This is a genomic window from Streptomyces sp. NPDC045695, assembly GCF_056432025.1.
The window spans coordinates 315,524-336,260 of record NZ_JBWKJU010000003.1 but is presented as its reverse complement, the minus strand read 5'-3'; the positions used below and the strand labels follow the sequence as shown (position 1 = coordinate 336,260).

General features: G+C 72.0%; 20 protein-coding genes and 2 pseudogenes. 14 read left to right on the top strand and 8 right to left on the bottom strand.

The features are described from left to right. Positions 1–194: 194 nt before the first annotated feature. The 3 genes and pseudogenes from AC07DU_RS07845 to AC07DU_RS07835 all read left to right on the top strand — a co-directional run bounded on the left by AC07DU_RS07845 (position 195) and on the right by AC07DU_RS07835 (position 3,141). Positions 195–773, top strand: a complete 579-nt coding sequence (locus AC07DU_RS07845; RefSeq protein WP_360898533.1) for a sigma-70 family RNA polymerase sigma factor — start codon at positions 195–197, stop codon at positions 771–773. Further along, positions 770–2,110: a zf-HC2 domain-containing protein gene (locus AC07DU_RS07840; protein WP_479110215.1), complete on the top strand. Its 1,341-nt coding sequence runs from the start codon at positions 770–772 to the stop codon at positions 2,108–2,110. The genes AC07DU_RS07845 and AC07DU_RS07840 overlap by 4 nt, the downstream gene beginning before the upstream one ends. A 174-nt stretch (positions 2,111–2,284) precedes the next feature. Beyond that, positions 2,285–3,141, top strand: a pseudogene (locus AC07DU_RS07835) (hypothetical protein). Here AC07DU_RS07835 and AC07DU_RS07830 read toward each other — a convergent pair. Further along, the gene (locus tag AC07DU_RS07830; protein ID WP_479110213.1) at positions 3,132–3,977 is read right to left on the bottom strand and encodes an aldo/keto reductase; all 846 of its coding nucleotides are present in this window, start codon (positions 3,975–3,977) and stop codon (positions 3,132–3,134) included. The pseudogene AC07DU_RS07835 and the gene AC07DU_RS07830 overlap by 10 nt on opposite strands. Next, positions 3,911–4,864 (bottom strand): JmjC domain-containing protein, encoded by a 954-nt coding sequence (locus AC07DU_RS07825; RefSeq protein ID WP_479110211.1) that lies wholly within the window; start codon positions 4,862–4,864, stop codon positions 3,911–3,913. Before AC07DU_RS07825 ends, AC07DU_RS07830 begins: the two co-directional genes overlap by 67 nt. A gap of 10 nt (positions 4,865–4,874) precedes the next feature. On the opposite strand from AC07DU_RS07825, the pseudogene AC07DU_RS07820 reads away from it, so the two are divergent. Further along, a pseudogene (locus AC07DU_RS07820) lies at positions 4,875–5,564 on the top strand (hypothetical protein); the annotation flags it as partial. Here AC07DU_RS07820 and AC07DU_RS07815 read toward each other — a convergent pair. Both AC07DU_RS07815 and AC07DU_RS07810 read right to left on the bottom strand, forming a co-directional pair. Continuing rightward, entirely contained in the window at positions 5,534–6,067 is a 534-nt protein-coding gene (locus AC07DU_RS07815) for an NUDIX hydrolase (protein WP_479028845.1), read from the bottom strand. The pseudogene AC07DU_RS07820 and the gene AC07DU_RS07815 sit on opposite strands and share 31 nt — an antisense overlap. A gap of 126 nt (positions 6,068–6,193) precedes the next feature. Next, a complete protein-coding gene (locus tag AC07DU_RS07810; RefSeq protein WP_479110209.1) occupies positions 6,194–7,771 on the bottom strand; it encodes a class I adenylate-forming enzyme family protein in 1,578 nt (525 codons plus the stop codon). 125 nt (positions 7,772–7,896) lie between these two features. Here AC07DU_RS07810 and AC07DU_RS07805 point away from each other — a divergent pair, with 125 nt between their 5' ends. The 4 genes from AC07DU_RS07805 to AC07DU_RS07790 all read left to right on the top strand — a co-directional run bounded on the left by AC07DU_RS07805 (position 7,897) and on the right by AC07DU_RS07790 (position 12,038). Further along, on the top strand, positions 7,897–9,138 hold the full coding sequence (locus AC07DU_RS07805; protein WP_479110207.1) for an amidohydrolase family protein: 1,242 nt from the start codon (positions 7,897–7,899) through the stop codon (positions 9,136–9,138). Next, positions 9,129–10,283: an acyl-CoA dehydrogenase gene (locus AC07DU_RS07800; protein WP_479110205.1), complete on the top strand. Its 1,155-nt coding sequence runs from the start codon at positions 9,129–9,131 to the stop codon at positions 10,281–10,283. The genes AC07DU_RS07805 and AC07DU_RS07800 overlap by 10 nt, the downstream gene beginning before the upstream one ends. Before the next feature lie 5 nt (positions 10,284–10,288). After that, positions 10,289–11,233, top strand: coding sequence for an acyl-CoA dehydrogenase family protein (locus tag AC07DU_RS07795; protein WP_479110203.1), 945 nt, complete (start codon positions 10,289–10,291; stop codon positions 11,231–11,233). A 340-nt stretch (positions 11,234–11,573) separates the two neighbouring features. After that, positions 11,574–12,038 carry an ATP-binding protein gene (locus AC07DU_RS07790; protein WP_453373383.1) on the top strand — a complete coding sequence of 155 codons (465 nt, stop codon included), beginning with the start codon at positions 11,574–11,576 and terminating at the stop codon, positions 12,036–12,038. 255 nt (positions 12,039–12,293) lie between these two features. Here AC07DU_RS07790 and AC07DU_RS07785 read toward each other — a convergent pair whose 3' ends face one another. After that, complete coding sequence (locus tag AC07DU_RS07785) at positions 12,294–12,998, bottom strand: hypothetical protein (protein ID WP_479110201.1); 705 nt, start codon at positions 12,996–12,998, stop codon at positions 12,294–12,296. A gap of 122 nt (positions 12,999–13,120) precedes the next feature. Between AC07DU_RS07785 and AC07DU_RS07780 the strand changes: the two genes are divergently transcribed. Next, positions 13,121–13,336: a VOC family protein gene (locus AC07DU_RS07780; protein ID WP_479110199.1), complete on the top strand. Its 216-nt coding sequence runs from the start codon at positions 13,121–13,123 to the stop codon at positions 13,334–13,336. A gap of 63 nt (positions 13,337–13,399) precedes the next feature. Here AC07DU_RS07780 and AC07DU_RS07775 read toward each other — a convergent pair whose 3' ends face one another. Beyond that, positions 13,400–14,326, bottom strand: a complete 927-nt coding sequence (locus tag AC07DU_RS07775; RefSeq protein ID WP_360898505.1) for a cyclase family protein — start codon at positions 14,324–14,326, stop codon at positions 13,400–13,402. A gap of 131 nt (positions 14,327–14,457) precedes the next feature. Between AC07DU_RS07775 and AC07DU_RS07770 the strand changes: the two genes are divergently transcribed. The 3 genes from AC07DU_RS07770 to AC07DU_RS07760 are packed head-to-tail and all read left to right on the top strand — an operon-like array spanning position 14,458 to position 17,683. After that, positions 14,458–15,369, top strand: coding sequence for an SDR family NAD(P)-dependent oxidoreductase (locus tag AC07DU_RS07770; RefSeq protein ID WP_360898503.1), 912 nt, complete (start codon positions 14,458–14,460; stop codon positions 15,367–15,369). Between the two features lie 50 nt (positions 15,370–15,419). Further along, a complete protein-coding gene (locus AC07DU_RS07765) occupies positions 15,420–16,619 on the top strand; it encodes an acyl-CoA dehydrogenase family protein (RefSeq protein WP_479028830.1) in 1,200 nt (399 codons plus the stop codon). Continuing rightward, on the top strand, positions 16,616–17,683 hold the full coding sequence (locus tag AC07DU_RS07760; protein WP_479028828.1) for a Zn-dependent alcohol dehydrogenase: 1,068 nt from the start codon (positions 16,616–16,618) through the stop codon (positions 17,681–17,683). The genes AC07DU_RS07765 and AC07DU_RS07760 overlap by 4 nt, the downstream gene beginning before the upstream one ends. A gap of 195 nt (positions 17,684–17,878) precedes the next feature. On the opposite strand, the gene AC07DU_RS07755 is transcribed toward AC07DU_RS07760, so the two are convergent. Next, the gene (locus AC07DU_RS07755) at positions 17,879–18,502 is read right to left on the bottom strand and encodes a flavin reductase family protein (RefSeq protein ID WP_479110437.1); all 624 of its coding nucleotides are present in this window, start codon (positions 18,500–18,502) and stop codon (positions 17,879–17,881) included. Between the two features lie 176 nt (positions 18,503–18,678). Here AC07DU_RS07755 and AC07DU_RS07750 point away from each other — a divergent pair, with 176 nt between their 5' ends. Both AC07DU_RS07750 and AC07DU_RS07745 read left to right on the top strand, forming a co-directional pair. Then, complete coding sequence (locus AC07DU_RS07750; RefSeq protein WP_479028826.1) at positions 18,679–18,939, top strand: hypothetical protein; 261 nt, start codon at positions 18,679–18,681, stop codon at positions 18,937–18,939. Positions 18,940–19,071: 132 nt separating this feature from the next. Continuing rightward, a complete protein-coding gene (locus AC07DU_RS07745; protein ID WP_479110197.1) occupies positions 19,072–19,896 on the top strand; it encodes a VOC family protein in 825 nt (274 codons plus the stop codon). Positions 19,897–19,917: 21 nt separating this feature from the next. Here AC07DU_RS07745 and AC07DU_RS07740 read toward each other — a convergent pair whose 3' ends face one another. Next, positions 19,918–20,724 (bottom strand): enoyl-CoA hydratase/isomerase family protein, encoded by an 807-nt coding sequence (locus AC07DU_RS07740; RefSeq protein WP_479110195.1) that lies wholly within the window; start codon positions 20,722–20,724, stop codon positions 19,918–19,920. Positions 20,725–20,737: the final 13 nt, after the last annotated feature.

Genomic DNA, 20,737 nt, shown 5'->3' with positions numbered 1-20,737 from the left:
CCCGCGCACGGGGAGCGCGGCGGGGCGCGCACACCTGTCCCCATGTGCCCTGGGTGGTAACACCGTTCACACCCCGCCACGCCTCTATCACGCAGGGCGCTCTTCCAGGGCGAGGTTCTGCCAAAACAGGCGCGAACCGTCATGTGCCCACTACATTCGATGGGTCGACACACGGCCCACGGCTGGGGGCACTTATGGCGAAGGACGCACCACCGCGCTGGGACCGCCGCATGCAGCAGCGCCTCGCCCGCGGCGAGGCCGCCGCGCTCGGGGAGTTGTACGACCGCTTCGCCTCGCTCGTGCACAGCCTGGCGCACCGGGTGCTGGGCGACGAGAAGGCGGCGGACCGCATCACCCGCGAGGTCTTCGGCTACATCTGGGAGAATCCGGACGCCTACGACCCCAAGCAGGGCTCCATGCGCTCCTGGGTCGCCCGCATCACCCAGGGGCAGGCGGTGGCCCGGCTGCGCCAGGCCGAACTGGGCCGGGGCTCGCGCGAGGAGCTCGAGCAGAAGGTGCGCAGCGCCAACGCGGCAGCCCGCGCGGACTACATCGTGACCTCCATGCCCGCGCCGCTGCGCGCCGCGCTCGAACTGGCCTACTTCCAGCGGCGCGACTACCGGCAGGCCGCCGCCGACCTGCGGATCAGCGAGGACGAGGCGCGCCGCCGGCTGCGGCTCGGGCTCCAGTTGCTGTCGACCGCCAACGCCCTCCCGCAGGAGGACGCCGCCCAGTCCGGTTACGGCCCGCGCGAATACGGAACCCCTCGATGAACGGTCCCGCCGAGTCACCCGACGACGGATACGAGCGGCCGCGCGGCGCGCCGCGCATACCGGGTCCTCGCGGTGCCGCCGACGACCTCGACCCGGGGCACGCGCCGACGTCGCTGCCCACGGGGGCGGACGGGACGTCGGGGCCGGGGTGGGAGGGGATGTCCGGGGCGTGGCCGAAGGCGGTGCCCGAGCTGCCCGAGCTGCCCGAACTGTCCGAGCCGTCCGCTCAGCCCGCGCCGCCCTCGCACGCCGTACTGAAGTCCCTGCTCGGCGCGTGGGCGCTGGCCGCCTGCTCCGCCGAGGAGACCCAGGCGGTGGAGGACCACCTCACCGAGTGCGCGCCCTGCGCGGAGGAGGCGCTGCGGCTGCGCGACGCCGTGGGGCTGCTGCACCCGGAGGAGAACCTCGACCTCAAGCCGCTGCTGCGCTCGCGCGTGCTGGAGGACTGCCTCGGCAAGCGGCCCGCGCGCATCCCGGTACCGGCGTGGGCCAGTCCGTACGACACCGAGACGGCGCGGCTCGATGCGCTGCTCCAGGACTTCGGGGACTCGGAATGGCACACCCCGGTGCGGCTGAAGTGGTTCGAGGAGGAACAGCGCCGGACGCAGCGGACCACGGTGGCGGGGGTCATCGGCCATCTGCTGACCGTGGACGGGCTGATCGCCACCGCGCTGGGGCTGGACGACCCGCTGGGGCCGGACGCGCCGCGGGGCGGTCCGACCGTACGCACCGAGCACTTCTGGCACGCGGCGGCGCACCCGGCCACGCGGCAGGTCCGCGAGCCGTGGCGGGAACAGGGCCACACGCTGGTGCGCACGGTCTCCTTCGCGGGCCGGGGCGTCGCCGAGCTGAGGGTGGACTACGGGCACTTCGCGCTGCCGCTCGCGGACGCGTTCCTGGAGCGCGCCTTCGAGTGCTGGGTGCACGCCTGGGACATCGCGGAGGCGGTGGACTACCCGTACGAGCCGCCGTCCGGCCCCCACCTGCACCGGATGATCGACCTCGCGGCGCGGCTCCTGCCCGAGGCCCTGGCGAAGCGCCGGCGCGACGGCCTGGCGGCCCCCGCGCGCGGCCTGGTCGCGGCGGGCGCGCCGGGGCGGACCCTGCACCTGGAGATCGAAGGGGCGGGTGGCGGCGGCTGGGACATCGCGCTGGACTCTCCGGCGGCGAAGCCGTCGCCGGAGCGGACGGTGGCGGAGATCGCCCTGGACGGCGTCGAGTTCTGCCAGCTGGCCGCGGGCCACATCTCCCCGGAGGAAGCGGCGGCCGGCCAACACGGCGACCGCGAGGCCATCCGGGACGTCCTGTTCGCGGCGGCTTCGCTGAGTCGGATGTAGGGGGGCGGAGGGGCGGGGGGTACGGGGCGGGGCCCCTGGGGCGGGATCAGAGTGTGGAAGGCAGATTCCCAGGCGGGGCCCAGGTGCGTCGAAACCCCGGTCCGGGCGCGGACGGACGGATCGTGGCGGCGTGCCTCTCCCTGCTACGGTCGTCGATGCGTGGAGGAGGTCGTGATGACTGGATTCCTGCCCGTTGCCGCCCCGGTGGATCTGCGCCGTCAGCCGATCGAAGACGTGCTGGAGCGCGTGGAAGAGGCGCTGCGTGTGCGGTTGGATCGGCAGGCGTTGGTACGCAAGCGCCGTTCCTTGAGCGGCCCAACGGAGCGGGATACGTGGGTGCGTATCGAGCGGCGGGGATTCGAGCGGATCGGCCCGCAGGGCTGGAACGGGACCGAGGCCGCCGCCGTGTTGCACGGGGTTGCGATGCCCGAGTGGTACCAGGGCGTGGCGTGGCGCGAGCCGGGCGAACCGGTGATGTGGCGTGCGGATGAGCTGGAGCTGCTTGCGTCGCCGTCTGTCGCCAAGGGCGCCCTGGTGCTCGAAGACCCGGGCCTGCCGGATGCGTGGTGGGCGGAGCTGAATGCCTCGCTGGACGCCCTCGGGGACCAGCAGACGCCGCGCATCGCGACGCCGGACACGGTGACGATCACCCAGGAGCTGGTGACGCAGACACTTCGTGAGGTCTTCCCCGGCCTTGCCGATATGCGCATCGAGCGGTGGGTGCCGGCTCATGCGGATTTGACCTGGGCCAACGTGATGGGGCCGGAGTTCTCCATCATCGACTGGGAGGACTGGGGCATGGCGCCCCGGGGCCTGGACGCCGCAACGCTGTGGGGCAACGCGCTGGCCGTCCCGGCGCTCGCGGACCGCGTCCGCCAGGAGCGGCGTGCGGACTTGGAGAGCCGGGACGGCAAGCTGGTGTCGCTGTTCTTCCTGTCGAAGATCGTCGGACCCCCGCGTACGACGGGGATCCGCTGTTGGTGCCGGCCCGGAATGAGGCCGAGCGCCTGGTGGCTGAGCTTCAGCTCTGACGGTGCCCATGCAGGGCGCGCAGGTACTGGCTGACGGCGGTGGTGTTCACATCCGCGCCCAGGACCTGGACCAGCTCGGCCAGGTGACCGGGGTTGTCGGTGCCGGCGGCCACCGCGACAGCACTCGGCAGGTGGAACGCCGTACGGAATGCTGCCTGCACGCGGGACAAGCCATCGTGGGGTGGTCGAAGGAAGGGGCGAGGGTCGAAGTCCTCCCAGACCTTCCCGTTGCCACCCCCGAAGGGGCTCATGCCCCAGGTCTCGCCCGCCTGCCAGACGCTGTGCAGGACGGCCGTGCTATCGAGGAGGTCGATGCCCACGAGGAACCCGGCCCGGACCATGAGGACGTCTGGAGACGGCAGGTCGTCCACCCCGGCCATGCCGAGCGGCCGGGTGTCCCAAGAAGACACACCCCAGGTGCGGCACAGGCCGTCGCGGGCCGCGTCGACCAGGGCGGCGCAAGCGCTGCCGAGGAGAGCGTGGCCATCGGCCGGGGACAGGCCCGTGAGGCTCCGCTCGGGGTTGTGGATGAGAACGGTGTCAGGTTCCCTGCCGAGTTCCCGGGCCGCCTTCTCGATGGCCCGGCGCAGCCGACTTGGATCGAGGGAGTGCTCAGCACCTCCAGCGCCCGGGAAGAAACCTACCTTCGTGGACAGGGCGAACTTCGGCAGCAGATCAGCAGCCGTCTCAGCCAGCACCGCGTGCGAGCGGAAGCCGAGGTAGGCAGCCGCGGTGTCCAGGGAGGTGACGCCGAGGTCGAGTGCGGCCGTCAGGATGTCGCGGTGGTGACGAGACCGGTGTAGGCCGAGGACAAGGCGGGGGTCAGCTCCGTGCACAGTTCCTCCTTCAGCAGGATCCCGGCGAGCTGCTCCACGTCCACGCCGGTCTTCTCGGCGGCGTCGGCGATGTCGACGGGGTGGCCGCTCAGCAGCAGGGCGAGCGCGGGGTACGCCTTGCCGGAGAAGGAGACCTTCTTGCCTGCGGCGAGGACGTCCACGGTGTCGGCGTGCTGCTGGATCACGGGCTCGAAGTCGGTGACACACACGACGGCCGCCGGCTTGCCGAACAACCCGGTGGCCGGGACATGCCGGGCGGCCAGGCGTTCCCGCTCCCGGGCATCGAAGAAGTCCTGCGGGGTCAGTTTCGAAGCCATCTCGGCGACGGCGTCGGCTAGGAGCCGCTGCTGTCCCTCCCACTGGTCGGAAGAGTTCCAACGGTCCAGGTCGTACCGGAACAGTTCCTGCGTGCGGGCTTGGTCGGCGAGCCAGGCTAGCCAGTTGACGCCGACGCGCTTCACGATGCCGAAGGTGGCGTGCAGGCTGTATCCGTCGCCCTGGTTATCGCGGGTGGCCTGGTGCCAGAAGCCACGCGGGATGTGCATCACGTCGCCGGCCTCCATGACGCCCTGCCACACGATCTCGTCGCTGGGCTCGGTGTTGGGAGCGGAGTCGCGGTACATCGGAGCCTTGCGCGAGGCACCACGGACTTCCCAGCTCTTGCGGCCGGCGAGCTGGACGATCACGACATCGTGGTCGTCCCAGTGGAGGTTGAAGCCGCTGGCGTCCTTCGTGGTCAGGTAGGCGTTCACCTGTACCAGCTCATGGGCCCACCACTGGATCGCGCGGCACGTGGCTTCCATGGCCGGGTCGAAGAAGTCGACCTCATCCAGGACCATGGTGCAGCCCTCGCGCATCAGCCCACCGACGCGGCGCATGTCGGCCATGGGGATGGCCTCGGAGGCTCTGCAACTGGCCAGAGAGATTGACGACCATCCGTTCATGGCCAACGTACTGGCCTGCATGAGCCTGCAAGCGACCTACCAGGAGAAGCCGGCGGACGCGCTTGCACTGGTGTCTGCTGCCCAGGACCAAGCCCGTGCCGCCAGCGGGGCGACACCGAGAGTACGGGCGATGCTGGCCATGCGCGAAGCCTTCGCCCACGCGACCTTGGGGGACCGGAAAGCGACGCATAACGCTATCTCCGAGGCACACAGTCAATTCGAGCGCATCCACGAGGGCGATCCGGACCCGGCATGGGTGACCTACTTCGGTGAGCCGAAGCTCATCGTGGACACCGGCATTGCGCACGGACGTCTGGGCGAGGCGGCGATCGCTGAGCCGTTGATCGCGGATGCGCTGGCGCGGGAGGATCCTGCGAACCAGCGCGGCCGGGCGTTCCATGCCTTCTGGCTGGCCCGTACGCAGCTCCAGCGGGGCAAGCTCGACCAGGCGTGCCACACGGCGATAGAGGCCCTGGTGCCTGCCGCAGCGGTGTCGTCCGAGCGGGTGGCCGGGCACCTTCGCGAGTTCTACGAGCAGCTTGCGCCCCATCGCGAGGTGCCGGCCGCGGTTGCCTTCGAGGCACGTCTGCGAGCGATGCTTCCCCCGCCGGGTCAGCGAACCCCTTCGTTCATCAGGACGTAGAGCAGGCCGACGAGGGAGCCGCTGCTGACGATCTCGCGGCGGTCGATCATGCCGCGGATGTTCGCCAGTGGGATCCACTCGACGCGATCCGACTCGTTCTTCTCGGTCGGCGGCCCGTCGTACGTGGCACCGTCCGCGCGGAACAGGTGGTGCTGGGAGTCCGTGATGCCGTTCGCCGGTTCGGCGTAGATCAGCGGCTTCATCGGGCCAGGACGCCAGCCGGTCTCTTCAAGGACTTCACGGGCGGCGGCCTCGCCGGGTGTCTCGTCCGCCTCCACCAGGCCCATGGGCAGTTCCCAGGCCCATGCGTCCGTGATGAAGCGGTGGCGCCACATCATCAGCACTTCTTGGCGGTCGTTGATGACCGCCGCCACGGCTAGGTGGCGGAGCTTGACTACGTGGTGTTCCCAGCGGTGGCCATCCGGCGTTTCGATGTCGGTGAGCCACAGGTTCACCCACTTGTTCTCGTAGATCGGACGTTCCCCGTGGATCTTCCACTGCATCGCTGCCGCTCCTCTCGACCGGCTCCCAGCATTGCAGAGCGAGGTTGAACGGCGGCCCGGTTGAACCAAATTCACGTCACAGTGACGAATACGAGCGAGGTTCTACCTCCCCGGATCCCGCCGAGCTCAGGCGTACCGCTCGCGGAGTTTGTACTTCAGGACCTTGCGCAGGGCTTCGTTGCGGGGGAGGGAGTCCAGGAGTTCCAGCTGTTCCGGGAGTTTGTGCGGCGCCAGGCCCTGGGTGCGGAGGTAGGCCGTGAGCTGGGGGAGGGTCAGGGGGGCCGCGCCCGGGGGTTGTTCCACGACCGCGCAGACGCGTTCGCCTCGGGTGGGGTCCGGCAGGCCGATCACGGCTACGTCGGCTACGGCCGGGAGCTGGTGGAGGAGGTCCTCGATCTCCTTCGCGGAGATGTTCTCGCCCTTGCGGATGATGACGTCCTTGCTGCGGCCCGTGAGGACCAGGTAGCCGTCCGGGGTGAGGTGGCCGAGGTCGCCCGTGATCAGGTAGCCGTCCTGGTCGAAGACCTCCGCCGACTGGTCGCGGTTCAGGTAGCCCTGGCAGACGGCCTCGCCCCGCAGGCGGACCTCGCCGTCCGTGTTCGGGGGGAGCGGGGTGCCGTCCGGGGTGGTGATGCGGATGGACATGCCCGCCGGGGGGCGGCCCTCGGTGGTCGCGAGGTGGTCGGGGGTGTCGTCCGGGGCGCCCATGGTGATCATCGGGACCTCGGTCATGCCGTAGCCGTGGGTCAGCTGGCAGCCCAGCTCGCGTACGACGGCGTGGTAGATCTCCGGCGGCTTGGGGGCGCCGCCGCCCGCCAGGAGGCGGAGCGTGGGGATGAGGGGGGTGGAGGGGGCCTTGCGTTGCTCCGTGAGGAACATCGAGTAGAAGGCCGTGGAGCCGCCGGCGACGGTGACGCCGTGGCGTCGGTAGCCGTCCAGGGCGTCGGGCATCGCGAACTTCTCGAAGAGGACGGCCGGGAAGCCGTACAGCAGGAGCATCACGGTGTAGTCGGGCCCGGCGATGTGCGCGAAGGGGAAGGCCATCGAACCGACGTCGGAGGGGGTCAGGTGCAGGGCGTGGGCCAGGCAGGAGCCGCCCGCGATCAGGGAGCGGTCGGTGTGCAGGACACCCTTGGGGTCGGAGGTGGTGCCGGAGGTCCAGTAGATCCACCGGACGTCGGTGCCGGAGGCGGGTGGTGGGGGGAGTGCGGACGGGTCGCCGTCGGGGAGGTCGCGGTAGGCCTCGAAGGCTCCGCGTGCGGCGAGGCGGCCGGCCATCGCCCGGTAGTCGTAGCCCCGCCAGAGCCCGGGGTGGGCGAAGAACTCGGCCTTGGCCTCGCGGAGCGCGAAGCCGACCTCCCGGTCCCGGTAGAAGGGGATGACGGGGCTCTGGACGGCGCCGATGCGGGCGAGGGCGGCCGAGAGCAGCACGGTCTCGATGCGGGTGGGCAGTTGCCAGGCGACGACCGTGCCGGGGCGCACGCCCATGCCGTGGAGGCCCGCCGCGACGCGTTCGGAGCGGTCGCGCAGTTCGCCGAAGGTGAGCCGGCGGTCGGCGGCGGGCTCCTCTGCGGCTTCGATGAGGACGGTGGCGTCCGGGGTCAGTGCGGCCCGGCGTGCGATCAGCTCCCACAGGGTCGCGGACCGGGCCAGTTCCGCCGCCTGTGCGGCGGTTGTCGTCCCCGACGTCGTGCCAGGCGGCATGCCAGACCTCCCCATAGCTGACGGACAGTCAGATCCAGCGCAGAGCGTAGAGCGCTGACGCTTGTCGGTCCAGGGGTGGCGGGGCTAGCTTGTTTCTGACGATCCATCAGAAATGGGAGACGGTCATGGAACTGGAACTGCCTCGGATCATCAGCGTCGACGATCACGTGATCGAGCCCGCCCACCTCTTCGACGTCTGGCTGCCGGCCAAATACCGCGACCGCGGGCCCAAGCCGCTCACCGCCGGCATCGGCGAGCTCGCGTACACGGGCGGCAAATACGTGATCACCATGGATCCCGACGGCCCGCCCACCGACTGGTGGATCTACGAGGACCTGAAGTTCCCGTACAAGCGCAACATCGCCGCCGTCGGATTCGACCGCGACGACATGACGCTGGAGGGGATCACCCGGCAGGAGATGCGACGCGGCTGCTGGGACCCCAAGGCCCGCCTCGCCGACATGGACCTCAACCACGTCGAGTCCTCGCTGTGCTTCCCCACCTTCCCGCGCTTTTGCGGGCAGACCTTCGCCGAGGCGCACGACAAGGAGGTGGCCCTGGCCTGCGTGCGCGCGTACAACGACTGGATGGTCGAGGAGTGGTGCGGCGACAGCGGCGGCCGGCTGATCCCGCTCTGCATCATCCCGCTGTGGGACATCGGCCTGGCGGTCGCGGAGATCCGGCGCAACGCCGCCCGGGGCGTACGGGCGGTCACCTTCTCCGAGATCCCGACCCACCTGGGCCTGCCGTCGATCCACTCCGGCTACTGGGACCCCTTCTTCGCCGTCTGCCAGGAGACCGGGACCGTCGTCAACATGCACATCGGGTCCAGCTCCCAGATGCCGGCGGCTTCCCCCGACGCGCCGCCCGCCGTGCAGGCCTCGCTCAGCTTCAACAACGCCATGGCCTCGATGATGGACTTCCTCTTCAGCGGGGTGCTCGTCAAGTTCCCGACGCTCAAACTTGCCTACAGCGAAGGGCAGATGGGCTGGATACCGTACGCCCTGGAGCGCGCGGACGACGTCTGGGAGGAGCACCGCGCCTGGGGCGGGGTGCGCGACCTGATCCCCGAGCCGCCGTCCACGTACTACTACCGGCAGATCTTCTGCTGCTTCTTCCGCGACAAGCACGGAATCGCCTCGCTGGACGTCGTCGGGCGCGACAACGCGACCTTCGAGACGGACTACCCGCACGTGGACTCGACCTTCCCGCACACCAAGGAGGTCGCCCTCGACCACGTGAAGGACCTGGACGACGAGACGGTCTACAAGCTGATGCGGGGCAACGCCATCCGCATGCTCGGCCTCGACCTCGACAAGGACCGGGCCGACGGCCTGGACAAGGGCCGGGACGGGCAGTGGAGCTGACCTACACCGAGGAGGAGGAGGACTTCCGGGCGCGGCTGCGCGCCTGGCTCGCCAAGGAGCTCCCCGCGCTGCCCGCCAAGCCGTCCCCGGACGACTGGCCGGCCCGGCGCGCGTACGACCTCGGCTGGCAGCGCAGGCTGTACGAGGCCGGGTACGCGGGCCTGCACTGGCCGGTGGACGCGGGCGGGCAAGGGGCCACCCCGACCCAGCACCTCATCTTCCTGGAGGAGACGGAGCGCGCCGGGGCCCCGTACGTCGGCGCGAACTTCGTCGGGCTGCTGCACGCCGGCCCCACCATCGCCGCCGAGGGCACGGCGCAGCAGCGGGCGCGCTGGCTGCCGCCGGTGCTGCGCGGCGAGGAGGTGTGGTGCCAGGGGTTCAGCGAGCCGGACGCGGGCTCCGACCTGGCCTCCCTGCGGACGCGGGCGGTCCGCGACGGCGACGACTACGTGGTCACCGGATCGAAGATCTGGACCTCGCACGCGGAGGTCGCCGACTGGTGCGAGCTGCTGGTGCGCACCGATCCCGGGGCGCCGAAACACCGGGGGATCTCCTGGCTGGCGATGCCGATGGACGCGCCCGGGGTCACCGTACGGCCGCTGCGCACGCTCGCCGGGTCGACGGAGTTCGCGGAGGTGTTCCTCGACGAGGTACGGGTCCCGGCCGCCAACCGGGTCGGCGCGCAGGACGACGGCTGGCGGGTCACCATGGTCACCCTGTCCTTCGAGCGCGGCACCGCCTTCGTCGGTGAGGTCGTCGCCTGCCGCCGCACCCTGGGCGAGCTGGCCCGCGCGGCCAAGGCGAACGGGCGCTGGGACGACCCGGTCCTGCGGCGCAGACTGGGGCGGCTCTACGGGAAGTTCGGCGCGCTGTGGCGGCTGACGCAGTGGAACGTCAGCGAGGCGCAGGCCGCCGGCGGGATGCCCGGCATCGGCGGTTCGGTGTTCAAGCTCGCCTACTCGCACGCGCGCCAGGAGCTGTACGAGGCGGCGGCGCAGGTACTGGGCGCCGCGTCCCTGTCGCTGGAGGAGGAGTGGACGCTGGACCGGCTCTCGTCCCTCTCGTACACGATCGCGGCGGGCACCTCGCAGATCCAGCGCAACATCGTCGCCGAGCGGATCCTCGGCCTCCCGAAGGGCCGGTGAGGGGCGTGGACTTCCAGCTGACGCAGGAGCAGCGGGACCTGCGGGCGGGCGTACGGGACCTGCTGGCGGGGCGGTACGGGCGGGAGGCGTTGCGGGCGTCGCTGGACGCGGGGGGCGCGGGCGACGAGGGGGCTTCGGATCCGTCGGGCGGGGTCGTGGACCGGCGGCTGTGGCGGGAACTGGGGGACGCGGGCCTCTTTGCGCTGCGCCTGCCCGAGTCCGAGGGAGGGGTGGGGCTGGGGCTGCCGGAGGCGGTGCTGGCCTTCGAGGAGGCCGGGCGGGTCCTGCTGCCGGGCCCGCTGGTGGCCACGCACCTGGCCGCCGGGGTGGTCCCGGGGGCCGCGCAGGGCACGGTGGTGGTGACGGCCCGCGACCTGGGCGGCGACCTGGTGACGTACCTGGGGGAGGCGGACGCGGTGCTGGGGGCCGACGGTGTGCCGGCCGGCACACCGGTCCGCTCGGTGGACCCGCTGACGCCCCTGCACCGGGTGAGCCCGTCCGCGGACGCGGACTGTTCGCCGCATACGCACCGCTCGGAGGGGGCACTCCTGACGGCGGCGCTCCAGGTCGGCAGCGCGCTGCGGACGGTGGAGCTGGCGGTGCGCTACGCGGGGGAGCGCGAGCAGTTCGGGCAGCCGATCGGGGCGTTCCAGGCGGTGAAACACCTGTGCGCGCGGATGCTGGTACGCGCGGAGGTGGCCCGTACCGCGGTGTACGCGGCGGCCGTGACGGGGGATCCGGGCGAGGTGGCGGCCGCGAAGCTCCTGGCGGACGAGGCCGCGGTACGGTGCGCCCGGGACTGCCTCCAGGTCCACGGCGGGATGGGCTTCACGTGGGAGGCGGACGTGCACCTGCACCTGAAGCGGGCGTGGTTGCGGGCCGAGCAGTGGCGGACGGCGGGCGAGGCGGAGGAGGCGCTGGCGGCGGAGCTGCTGTCGTCGGCGGGGTAGCCGGGGTAGCCGAGGGTCACGGGCGGGGCCGGGGAGGCTACGGGCGGAACGCCGGGGGACGCATGTCCGATTACAGAGAGTTGATATCGGTTTGTGTCCTACGCACGCCCCCGTACGGCCCGGACGCGGGGGCCTGCTCCGGTACGCTCCCACGATGCGAGCGGTTGAGCGGCGCGGGAGTCGCACAGTATGCACCACGCCTGGTCCTTCGCGCGGGAATATGCCCGAAGCGCTTGTTGTGGTGACTGTAGGTCAACCATGCTGCTCGGCAAGGGGATCACGCTGGGTGATCCCACCCTGTCGCGAGGCGAAGTGTCCGCCGGTTCGGATGGTGTGAGCGGTGCAGGTGCTTCAGGTTCAGCTGGAGGTAGGAGCGGACCCCGCCGAGGTCGGCCGGGCCCGCCGGTGGGCCCGGTCCCGGCTGGCAGGGTCGGGCATAGGGGATGACGAGCCGCTCGCCGAAACGCTGATCCTGCTCATCTCCGAGCTGGTCACGAACGCGGTCGTGCACACGGGCTGTCCGGCCGTCCTGCGGATGCTCTTCGGCGGCCCGGGCGTCCGGGTGGAGGTGGCCGACGCGAGCGACCGCGCCCCGGCCCGCCGACGGGCCGCCGGCGACGACACGGGCGGGCGCGGCCTGGAACTGGTGGACGGGCTGGCGGACCGCTGGGGCTGGCAGCGCGAGGGCGCGGGCAAACGGATCTGGTGCGAGATCGACCGCGCGGCGGAACCGACGCCGGTCGGGGCCTCGGACGACCCGCCGAAGATTCACTCCTCCGTGCGGGAACCACACGTGTACCTCTAACGAGGTGTTGACGTTCCGTCACATCTTGATCACCCTGGTGTGGAGCGATTCGACGCGAGGGGACGCCAAGGGCACGCCTTGACGAGTGCGGGTCGCGGGGTGGCGGCTGCCGTGCCGCGCTCGGGGCGTGCACGCGCGCCGCCGCCACCCGCAGTTCTTCGGGTGGGGCCGCACGGCACGGTGCCAGCACCTGCTCGGCCGCCCCGTGGGGGGCCGCCGGCGAGGGTTCCGGGTCGTCGACCGGCGGGCCGGGGGTCAGCCGTCCGTGCAGATCACGTCGTACGGGCGGCCGATCGCCAGGGTCAGTTGCATGGGCTGGGTGGTGCCCGACGGGCACTCGCTCTTCTGCTTGACGAGGCCGAGCACCTTGGAGGAGCCCGAGCCGGCCGTGGCGCAGGGGACTTCCTGGGCCTGGTCGGTCACGCAGTCGCCCTGCACCAGCTGGCCGCCGCCGGCGCCCGGGTCGCCGGGGTGGTCGCCGGAGAGGTTGCGGCCGCAGAGCGTGTTGGTGGGGATGCCGCCCTTCTTGCTGTTGCCGTAGGAGATGCTCACTTGGATCATCAGGTCGGTGCCGGGCGGGCACTGGATGGACCCGGGGAAGATGCTGGCGTCCTTGATGTCGACGGCCTTGAAGGTGGCGCCGGAGGCGCTGCACTTCTGCGGCCGGTAGCCGTCGGGCTGGTTGTCCGGGTCGGGGCCGCCGCAGTCGCCGACCTTCCACGAGCTGGACGTGTCGGAGGAGGACTCCGGGTTCCCGGGATCGGAGGACTTCACGGGCTTCGCGGAGGGCGACGCCGACGCGGTGGCGGAGGCGGCGGGCTTGTCGTCGTCCTTGCCGAGCCAGCGGGAGGCGCCGTAGATCCCGCCGATGATCAGGGCGAGGACGACGAAGGCGACGATGCCGCCGCCCGAACGGCGCCGGGGGGCCGGGGGCGGCGTGACCTGGTACGGGTTTGCCATCGCTCCTCCTGGGGGCGGCGGGGCCTCTGCGTGACGCGGGAACGGCGTCGCGCGGACGGTGACGCGCCATGGACACCTCATGGTTCCCGTGGGGTGCGTAACTAGGGGCGGAACGGGCCTGGTTGACGCCTACGGTGGGTCTCGGCCGTGTCTTCGCGAAGCTGCTGTCCATGGGGGCGAAGGAGTACGAGGGGCCCGTGGAGCGCGGCCCGGGCTTCGTCACCGCGTCGGTGGTCGACCCGTTCGGCAACGTGCTGGGCGTCATGTACAACGCGCACTACCTGGAGGTCCTGGTCGGGGCCCGGGCCGGGGCGGGAGCGGTGGGCGGGGACTCCTGAGCGGCGGCGCGCCCCCACCGCGCCCACCCCCCCCCGCGCCCCCCGCGCCCACCCCGCCACCGCTCACAGCACCGCCACCGGGGCGACCGGGGTGCCCACCGCGCCGACGAACGGTTCCGGCATGGCCGAGAGCAGGAAGGCGTACCGGCGCTCTTCTGCACAGGCTGTGGACAACTTTTCGAGGTTCCAGTTCTGGCCCTGGTGCATGCCCATCTCGACCAGGTCGAGGGCGTGGACCGGCAGCCACAGGTCGTCGATCTCCGGCGGGAAGATCTCGAAGGTCAGGGTGTCGTTCGCGACCGCCGCCACGTCGCGCGCGTGGAACCACTGCGGCGTACGGACGGACAGGCCCGGGGACGGGTAGCCGTAGCCGTGCTTGTCGCCCGCCAGGTAGACCTGTATCTGGCCGGTGCGCACCAGGACGATGTCGCCCGCGCGGACGGTGACCCCACCGAACTCCTCGGCCTCGGCGAGGTCCTCCGGGGTCACCGCGTGGTCGCCGGGGAGCCGGTCCAGCCCCTTCGCGCGGGCCACGTCGAGGAGTACGCCCCGCGAGACGATGTGCCCGGCCTTGTCGATGCCGCTGAACTCGGCGCGGCCGTGCGCGGTGATCGTGGCCGCCGGGCGGCCGTTGTAGATCCGCCCGGAGTGCGAGACGTGCGTGAGGGCGTCCCAGTGGGTGCCCGCCTGGAGGCCCATGCTCACGGCGTCGTCGCTGCACGCCACCGTGCCCGGGCCGAAGAGCTCCTGGTTGATCTGCACCATCGTGTGCAGCGGGTTGATCCGCCCGGGGATCATGCCGACCTGGACGCCGTCCTCCTTGAGGGGGAGCGCCAGCGGGATCCGGCGGCCGGTGCGTATCTGCGCCGCGGCGCCCCGGACGACCTCGTCGGTGATCAGGTTCAGGGTGCCGATCTCGTCGGCTGCGCCCCAGCGCCCCCAGTTGTTGACGCGCGCGGCGATGGCGTGGAACTCGGCGGGCAGTGACATGGGCCTCAACAGCTCCTTGCGTGGAAACGGGGAAACGGCGAAACGGCGAAACGGCGACGGGGGCTTGTGCTGGTGCGTCCGGCTCCCCAAGAATCTAACGGTCCGTCAGAAAACGCGGGAAGGGGCCGGACGTGGGGAACTTCTTGGCAGGGAAGGTCGTCGCCGTCACCGGCGCCGGCCGGGGCATCGGGCGGGCCGTGGCACTCGCCGCGGCCGCCGAGGGTGCCAAGGTCGTCGTCAACGACTACGGCGTCGGCATCGAGGGCGGCGAGCCCACCAGCGAGATCGCCGAATCCGTCGTGAAGGAGATCACCGCGGCGGGCGGACAGGCCGTCGCCGTGGCGGACGACATCTCCACCATGGCGGGCGGACAGCGCATCGTCGACACCGCGCTCGCGCAGTACGGACGCATCGACGGCGTGGTCTGCGTGGCGGGGATCCTGCGCGAGCGGATGCTGTTCAACATGTCCGAGGAGGAGTGGGACCCGGTGGTCGCCACCCACCTCAAGGGCACGTTCACCGTCTTTCGCGCCGCGTCCGCCGTCATGCGCCGGCAGGGCGGCGGCACGCTCATCGGCTTCACCAGCGGCAACCACCAGGGCTCGGTCGCCCAGGCGAACTACAGCGCCGCCAAGGGCGGGATCATCTCGCTCGTACGGTCCGCCGCGCTCGGCCTGGCCAAGTACGGGGTCACGGCCAACGCCGTCGCACCCGTCGCCCGGACCCGCATGTCGGCCAACGTGCCCATGGAGCTCAAGGAGATCGGCGAGCCGGAGGACGTGGCGGCGCTGGTCACCTACCTGCTCAGCGACCGGGCCCGGGCCGAGGACATCACCGGGCAGGTCTACACGATCGCCGGCCCCAAGATCGCCGTCTGGGCGCAGCCGCGCGAGCTGCGCGCCGGGTACGCCGAGGGCTCCTGGACACCGGAGAAGATCGCCGACTTCCTTCCCGGGACGGTCGGCAAGGACCCGATGCCGATGCTCGCCCAGCTGGAGGCCATGGCCAAGGCGGCGGCCGCCAAGGACCGCCCCAACGCCTAGGTCCCATCCCCAGGCAGGCAGGCAGGCAGGCCGGACAGGAGGGCAACACCGTGGACTTCAGCTTCGGGGCCGAGGACGAGGAGCTGCGCCGGCGCGCCCGGGGATGGCTCGCGGAGCACCTCGTGGGCCCGTACGCCCAGGCCGTCGGCCTCGGCGGGCCGGGCAGCGAGCACGAGGGGGTCGAGGCCCGGCGGGCGTGGGAGCGCGAGCTGGGCCGGGGCGGCTGGATCGGGCAGGGCTGGGAGGTCCCCGCCGGGGCGTACGGGCAGCAGCGGCTGTCCCTGACCGGGCAGGTGGTGTGGGCCGAGGAGTACGCGGCGCTGCGCGCGCCCGGCAGGGTCGGCCACATCGGGGAGAACCTCCTCGCGCCCACCTTGATCGCGTACGGCAGCCAGGAACAGCGGGACCGCTTCCTGCCCGGCATCGCGCGCGGCGAGGAGCTGTGGTGCCAGGGCTACAGCGAACCGGGCGCCGGCTCCGACCTCGCGGGCATCCGTACGGCGGCGGTCCGTGACCCGGCCGACGGGCTGCACCGGGTCACCGGGCAGAAGATCTGGACCTCGCTGGCCCGGGACGCCGACTGGTGCTTCGTCCTCGCCCGCACCGAGGCCGGGTCCCGGCGCCACCGGGGGCTGTCGTTCCTGCTCGTACGAATGGACCAGCCGGGCCGCGTCGAGGTGCGGCCGATCCGGCAGATGTCGGGGACCTCGGAGTTCAACGAGGTGTTCTTCGACGGGGCGGTGGCGGCGGAGGTCGTCGGCGCGCCGGGCGACGGCTGGCGCGTGGCCGTGGGCCTGCTCGCCCTGGAACGCGGGGTGTCCACGCTCGTGCAGCAGATCGGCTTCGCCGCCGAACTGGAACGCGTACTGGCCGCCTACGCGGCGTCGGGCGCGGCGGATCCGGTCGTGCGCGACCACCTCGTACGCCAGTGGGCCGAGCTGCGCACCATGCGGTGGAACGCCCTGCGCACCCTCGGCTCGACGCCCGACGCGGGCGCACCGAGCGTGGCGAAGCTGCTGTGGGGCGGGTGGCACCGACGGCTCGGGGAGCTGGCGGTGGAGGTGCGGGGGGCGGCGGCGAGCGCCGGACCGGCGCACTGGGCGCCCGGGCTGGCGTACGAGCACGGACTCGACGAGGAGCAGCGCCTGTTCCTGTTCACCCGCGCCGACACCATCTACGGCGGCTCGGACGAGATCCAGCGCAACATCATCGCCGAGCGGGTGCTCGGCCTGCCTAAGGAGTCCAGGTGAGAGGCGTCGTGTTCGACGGCAAGCAGGCCCGGGTGGTCGACGACCTGGAGATACGGGACCCGGGGCCGGGGGAGGTGCTGGTCGCGGTCGCGGCGGCCGGGCTGTGCCACAGCGACCTGTCGGTGATCGACGGGACCATTCCGTTCCCCCCGCCGGTGGTGCTCGGGCACGAGGGCGCGGGCGTCGTGGAAGCGGTGGGCCCGGGGGTCACGCACGTGGCGCCGGGCGATCACGTGGCGCTGTCCACCCTCGCGAACTGCGGGGCCTGCGCCGACTGCGACCGGGGCCGGCCGACGATGTGCCGCAAGGCGATCGGGATGCCCGGGCAGCCGTTCTCGCGGGGCGGGCGGCCGCTGTTCCAGTTCGCCTCCAACTCGGCCTTCGCGGAACGCACGCTCGTCAAGGCCGTGCAGGCCGTGAAGATCCCCGCCGACATCCCCCTGACCTCGGCGGCGCTCATCGGCTGCGGTGTGCTGACGGGCGTGGGGGCGGTACTGAACCGGGCCCGCGTCGACCGCGGCGAGTCGGTGGTGGTCATCGGCAGCGGCGGCATCGGGCTGAACGTGCTCCAGGGGGCGCGGATCGCGGGGGCCACGACGATCGTGGCGGTCGACGCGAATCCGGCGAAGGAGGCGGTGGCCCGGCAGTTCGGTGCCACGCACTTCGTCGACGCGTCCGCGGTGGCCGACTCCTCGGCGGCGGTGCGCGAGATCCTGCCGGCGGGCGCCGACCACGCCTTCGAGTGCGTGGGCAACGTCAAGCTGATCCGCCAGGCCGTCGACCTCCTGGACCGGCACGGTCAGGCGGTCCTGCTGGGCGTGCCCGGCTTCCGGGAGGAGGCGTCCTTCCTCGTCTCCTCCTTGTACCTGGACAAGACGATCATGGGCTGCCGGTACGGGTCCTCGCGCCCGCAGCGCGACATCGCCCTGTACGCCGAGCTCTACCGGCAGGGCAGGCTGCTGCTGGACGAGCTGGTGACGGAGGTCTACCCGGTCGAGGACTTCGCCAAGGCCGTCGACGACGCTCACCACGGGCGGGTGGCGCGCGGGGTCCTGACCTTCTGACCCCCGGACCCTCTGCCCCCGGATCCCCTGACCTGCTGATCTCCCGGCCCGACGGCCGCGACCCCTTCCGGCACGTCATCGAGGAGGAGCCCGGCTGAAGGCCGAGCAGGCGCGGCTGCTGGGGCACCGGTCCGGACGCCCGTCCGGGCGCCGGCCCGCAGGCTGAGCCGCACGAGACCCCCCGGCCGCCGCCGCTCAGGCGGTGAAGCGGCCGAACCTCCCCTTGTGGAAGAGGAGCGGCTCGCCCTCGCCGGCCGCGCCCATGGCCACCACCCGGCCCACGACGATGAGGTGGTCGCCGCCGGTGTGCACGGCGTGGATCCGGCAGTCGATCCAGGCGGGCACGGCGTCGAGCTGCGGTGATCCGGTGACGGGGGCGGGGGTGTGGGCCACCCCGGCGAACTTGTCCGCGCCGCTGACGGCGAAGGAGCGGCACAGCTCGCCCTGTTCGGCCCCGAGGACGTTGACGCAGAACACCCCGGCGCGGGCGATGCGCGGCCAGGTGGTCGACGTACGGGCCACCATGAAGGTGATGAGGGGCGGGTCGAGGGACAGCGAGGCGAAGGACTGGCAGGCGAAGCCGGCGGGTCCGTCCCCCTCCTCGCCCCCGCCGGGCGGCGCGGTGATGACGGTGACCCCGCTGGCGAAGTTCCCCAGTACGGCCCGGAACTCGGCGGGACCGACCGGCGCGCGCTCGTCCTCGCCGACGGCCCGCAGGTCGGGGCGCGGCAGCGCGTCGACGGGCTCGGGTTCCCGGTCCGCCGACGTGGCGGTGGGGGAGCCGACTGACCTGAGGTATCGGACGACGGTGGCCGCCATCCCTGCGTGTCCCATCACAACCACGATTGAAACTGACACTGCGTCAGATAGGAAGGGAGGTGCATCGCGCGCCTTGATGGAAGCCGGCTGCCGACGGAAGGCCTGAATGGCTGCTGCGCTGGTCAACTCCCTTGCATAGAAAGAGACATCGGTCCGCCGCATGGGTGTGTGAGCGCATGGAACCCGTGCTCACGCAGGACGGCTCGCGCTTCTACTACCTGCACCACCTCCACGACGCCAAAGGTGAAGCGCTGGCGACCGCGGACCTCCTGGCCACGGGCCACGCCGATCGCCTCGCCACCCGGGTGGCGCGGTTCCTCGGCGACGGGGGCGAGGGGGCGGCCGACTCCTTCAGGGAAGTGGAGCGGCGCTCCCTCCAGATCAAGGTGGACTTCTACGACCAGTTCCTGCCGGCGCTGGAGCGCGTCGGGATCTGAGGCCGGCCGCCGGGACCGTTCCCACCGTACGGGTGAAACTCCGGCTCGCCGGGGGTCCGTACGCCCGTCGGCGCGTGGGTGCTCGGCATCGTAGCCGCGGACTCGTACCGCCGGACCTGTAGGAGGCACTTGATGCTCGGCACCGACTTCCGTACCGGATCACCCAACTGGCTCGACCTCGGCAGCCCCGACCCCGGGGCGGCCGCCGCCTTCTACGGCGCCGTCTTCGGCTGGAGGCACGCCTCCGCGGGCCCCGACGCCGGCGGGTACGGCTTGCTCCAGCTGGACGGCAAGACCGTCGCCGGGCTCGGGACGCTGACCGACGAAGGCGCCAGATCGGCCTGGATGGTGCACTTCAGCACCCCGGACGTGCGCAAGACCGCCGACGCCGTGAAGGCGGGCGGCGGACGGATCCGGGTGGAGCCCATGGACGTCATGGGCGAGGGCTGGCTGGCGCAGGCCACCGACCCGCAGGGCGCCGAGTTCGCCCTGTGGCAGCCCGGCAAGACCGCCGGATTCGAGGTGGCCTCCGCCGAGAACACCCTGCTGTGGGTGGAACTGCACGTGCCGGACCCCGTCGCGGCCGCCGCGTTCTACCGGGGGCTGTTCGGCTGGCGGCACGAGGAGATGGAGGTGCCCGGGATGACGTACCGGGTGCTGAGCCTCGCCGAGGGCGACCAGCAGGCGACGTCCTTCGGCGGCATCGCGCCCCAGGCCGAGGACGGGGTCGCGGGCGGGGGCGAAGGCGCGGGCGGCGGTTCGGCGGCGGCGGTGCCGCGCTGGGTCCCCTACTTCCACGTGGCCGACGTGGACGCCGCCGTCTCGGCGATCGAGGGCAACGGCGGTGCGGTGCTCATGCCCGCGGCCGACGTGCCGGACGTCGGCCGGATCGCGTGGGCCGCCGACCCGGCGGGAGCGGTGTTCGCGCTGCTGAAGCCGAGCCCCCGGCAGGCGTAGCTCGTACGGGGAGCGAAACGGTCAGCGGCCGAGGTACTTGGGCGTGCGGCGCTCCACGAAGCTCGCCACGCCCTCGTTGGCGTCGGCCGTGGTCATGTTGATCTCCTGAGCGGAGGCCTCGGCGGCCAGCGCCGCCGTCCGGTCCCCGTCCAGGGAGGCGTTGACCAGCTGCTTCGCCAGCGCGATGGCCCGGGTGGGGCCCTGGGCGAGACGCTCGGCCCACGCCCGGGCCGTCGCCTCCAGCTCCTCGGCCGGGACCACCTTGTTGACGAGGCCGAGGCGTTCGGCCTCGGCCGCCGGGACGGCGTCGCCGAAGAACATCAGCTCCTTGGCCTTCTGCGGGCCGACGAGGCGGGGGAGCAGGTACGCGCCACCGCCGTCGGGGACCAGGCCGCGGCGGACGAACACCTCGATGAAGCGGACTGGTTCGGCGGCGATGACGAGGTCACAGGCGAGGGCGAGGTGGGCGCCGATGCCCGCGGCCGTGCCGTTGACGGCGGCGAGGACCGGCTTCTCGCAGTCGAGGACCGCGGTGATCAGGCGCTGCGCGCCCAGCCGGATCATGCGGGCCACGTCACCGGCGACGCGGTCCCCGGGGCCGGCGGGGGCGCCGCGCAGGTCGGCGCCCGCGCAGAAGCCCTTGCCCGTGGCGGTGATGACGACGGCGCGGACGGCGGGGTCGGCGGAGGCGTCCGCGAGCAGGGCGATGACGCGTTCGCGTTGGTCCGGGGTGACGGCGTTCATGGCCTCGGGGCGGTTGAGAGTGATCCACGAGACGTTGCCGTCGACCCGGTGCAGGATCTCGTCCGAGGGGGTGCGGGTGGTCATGGGTGAACTCCAG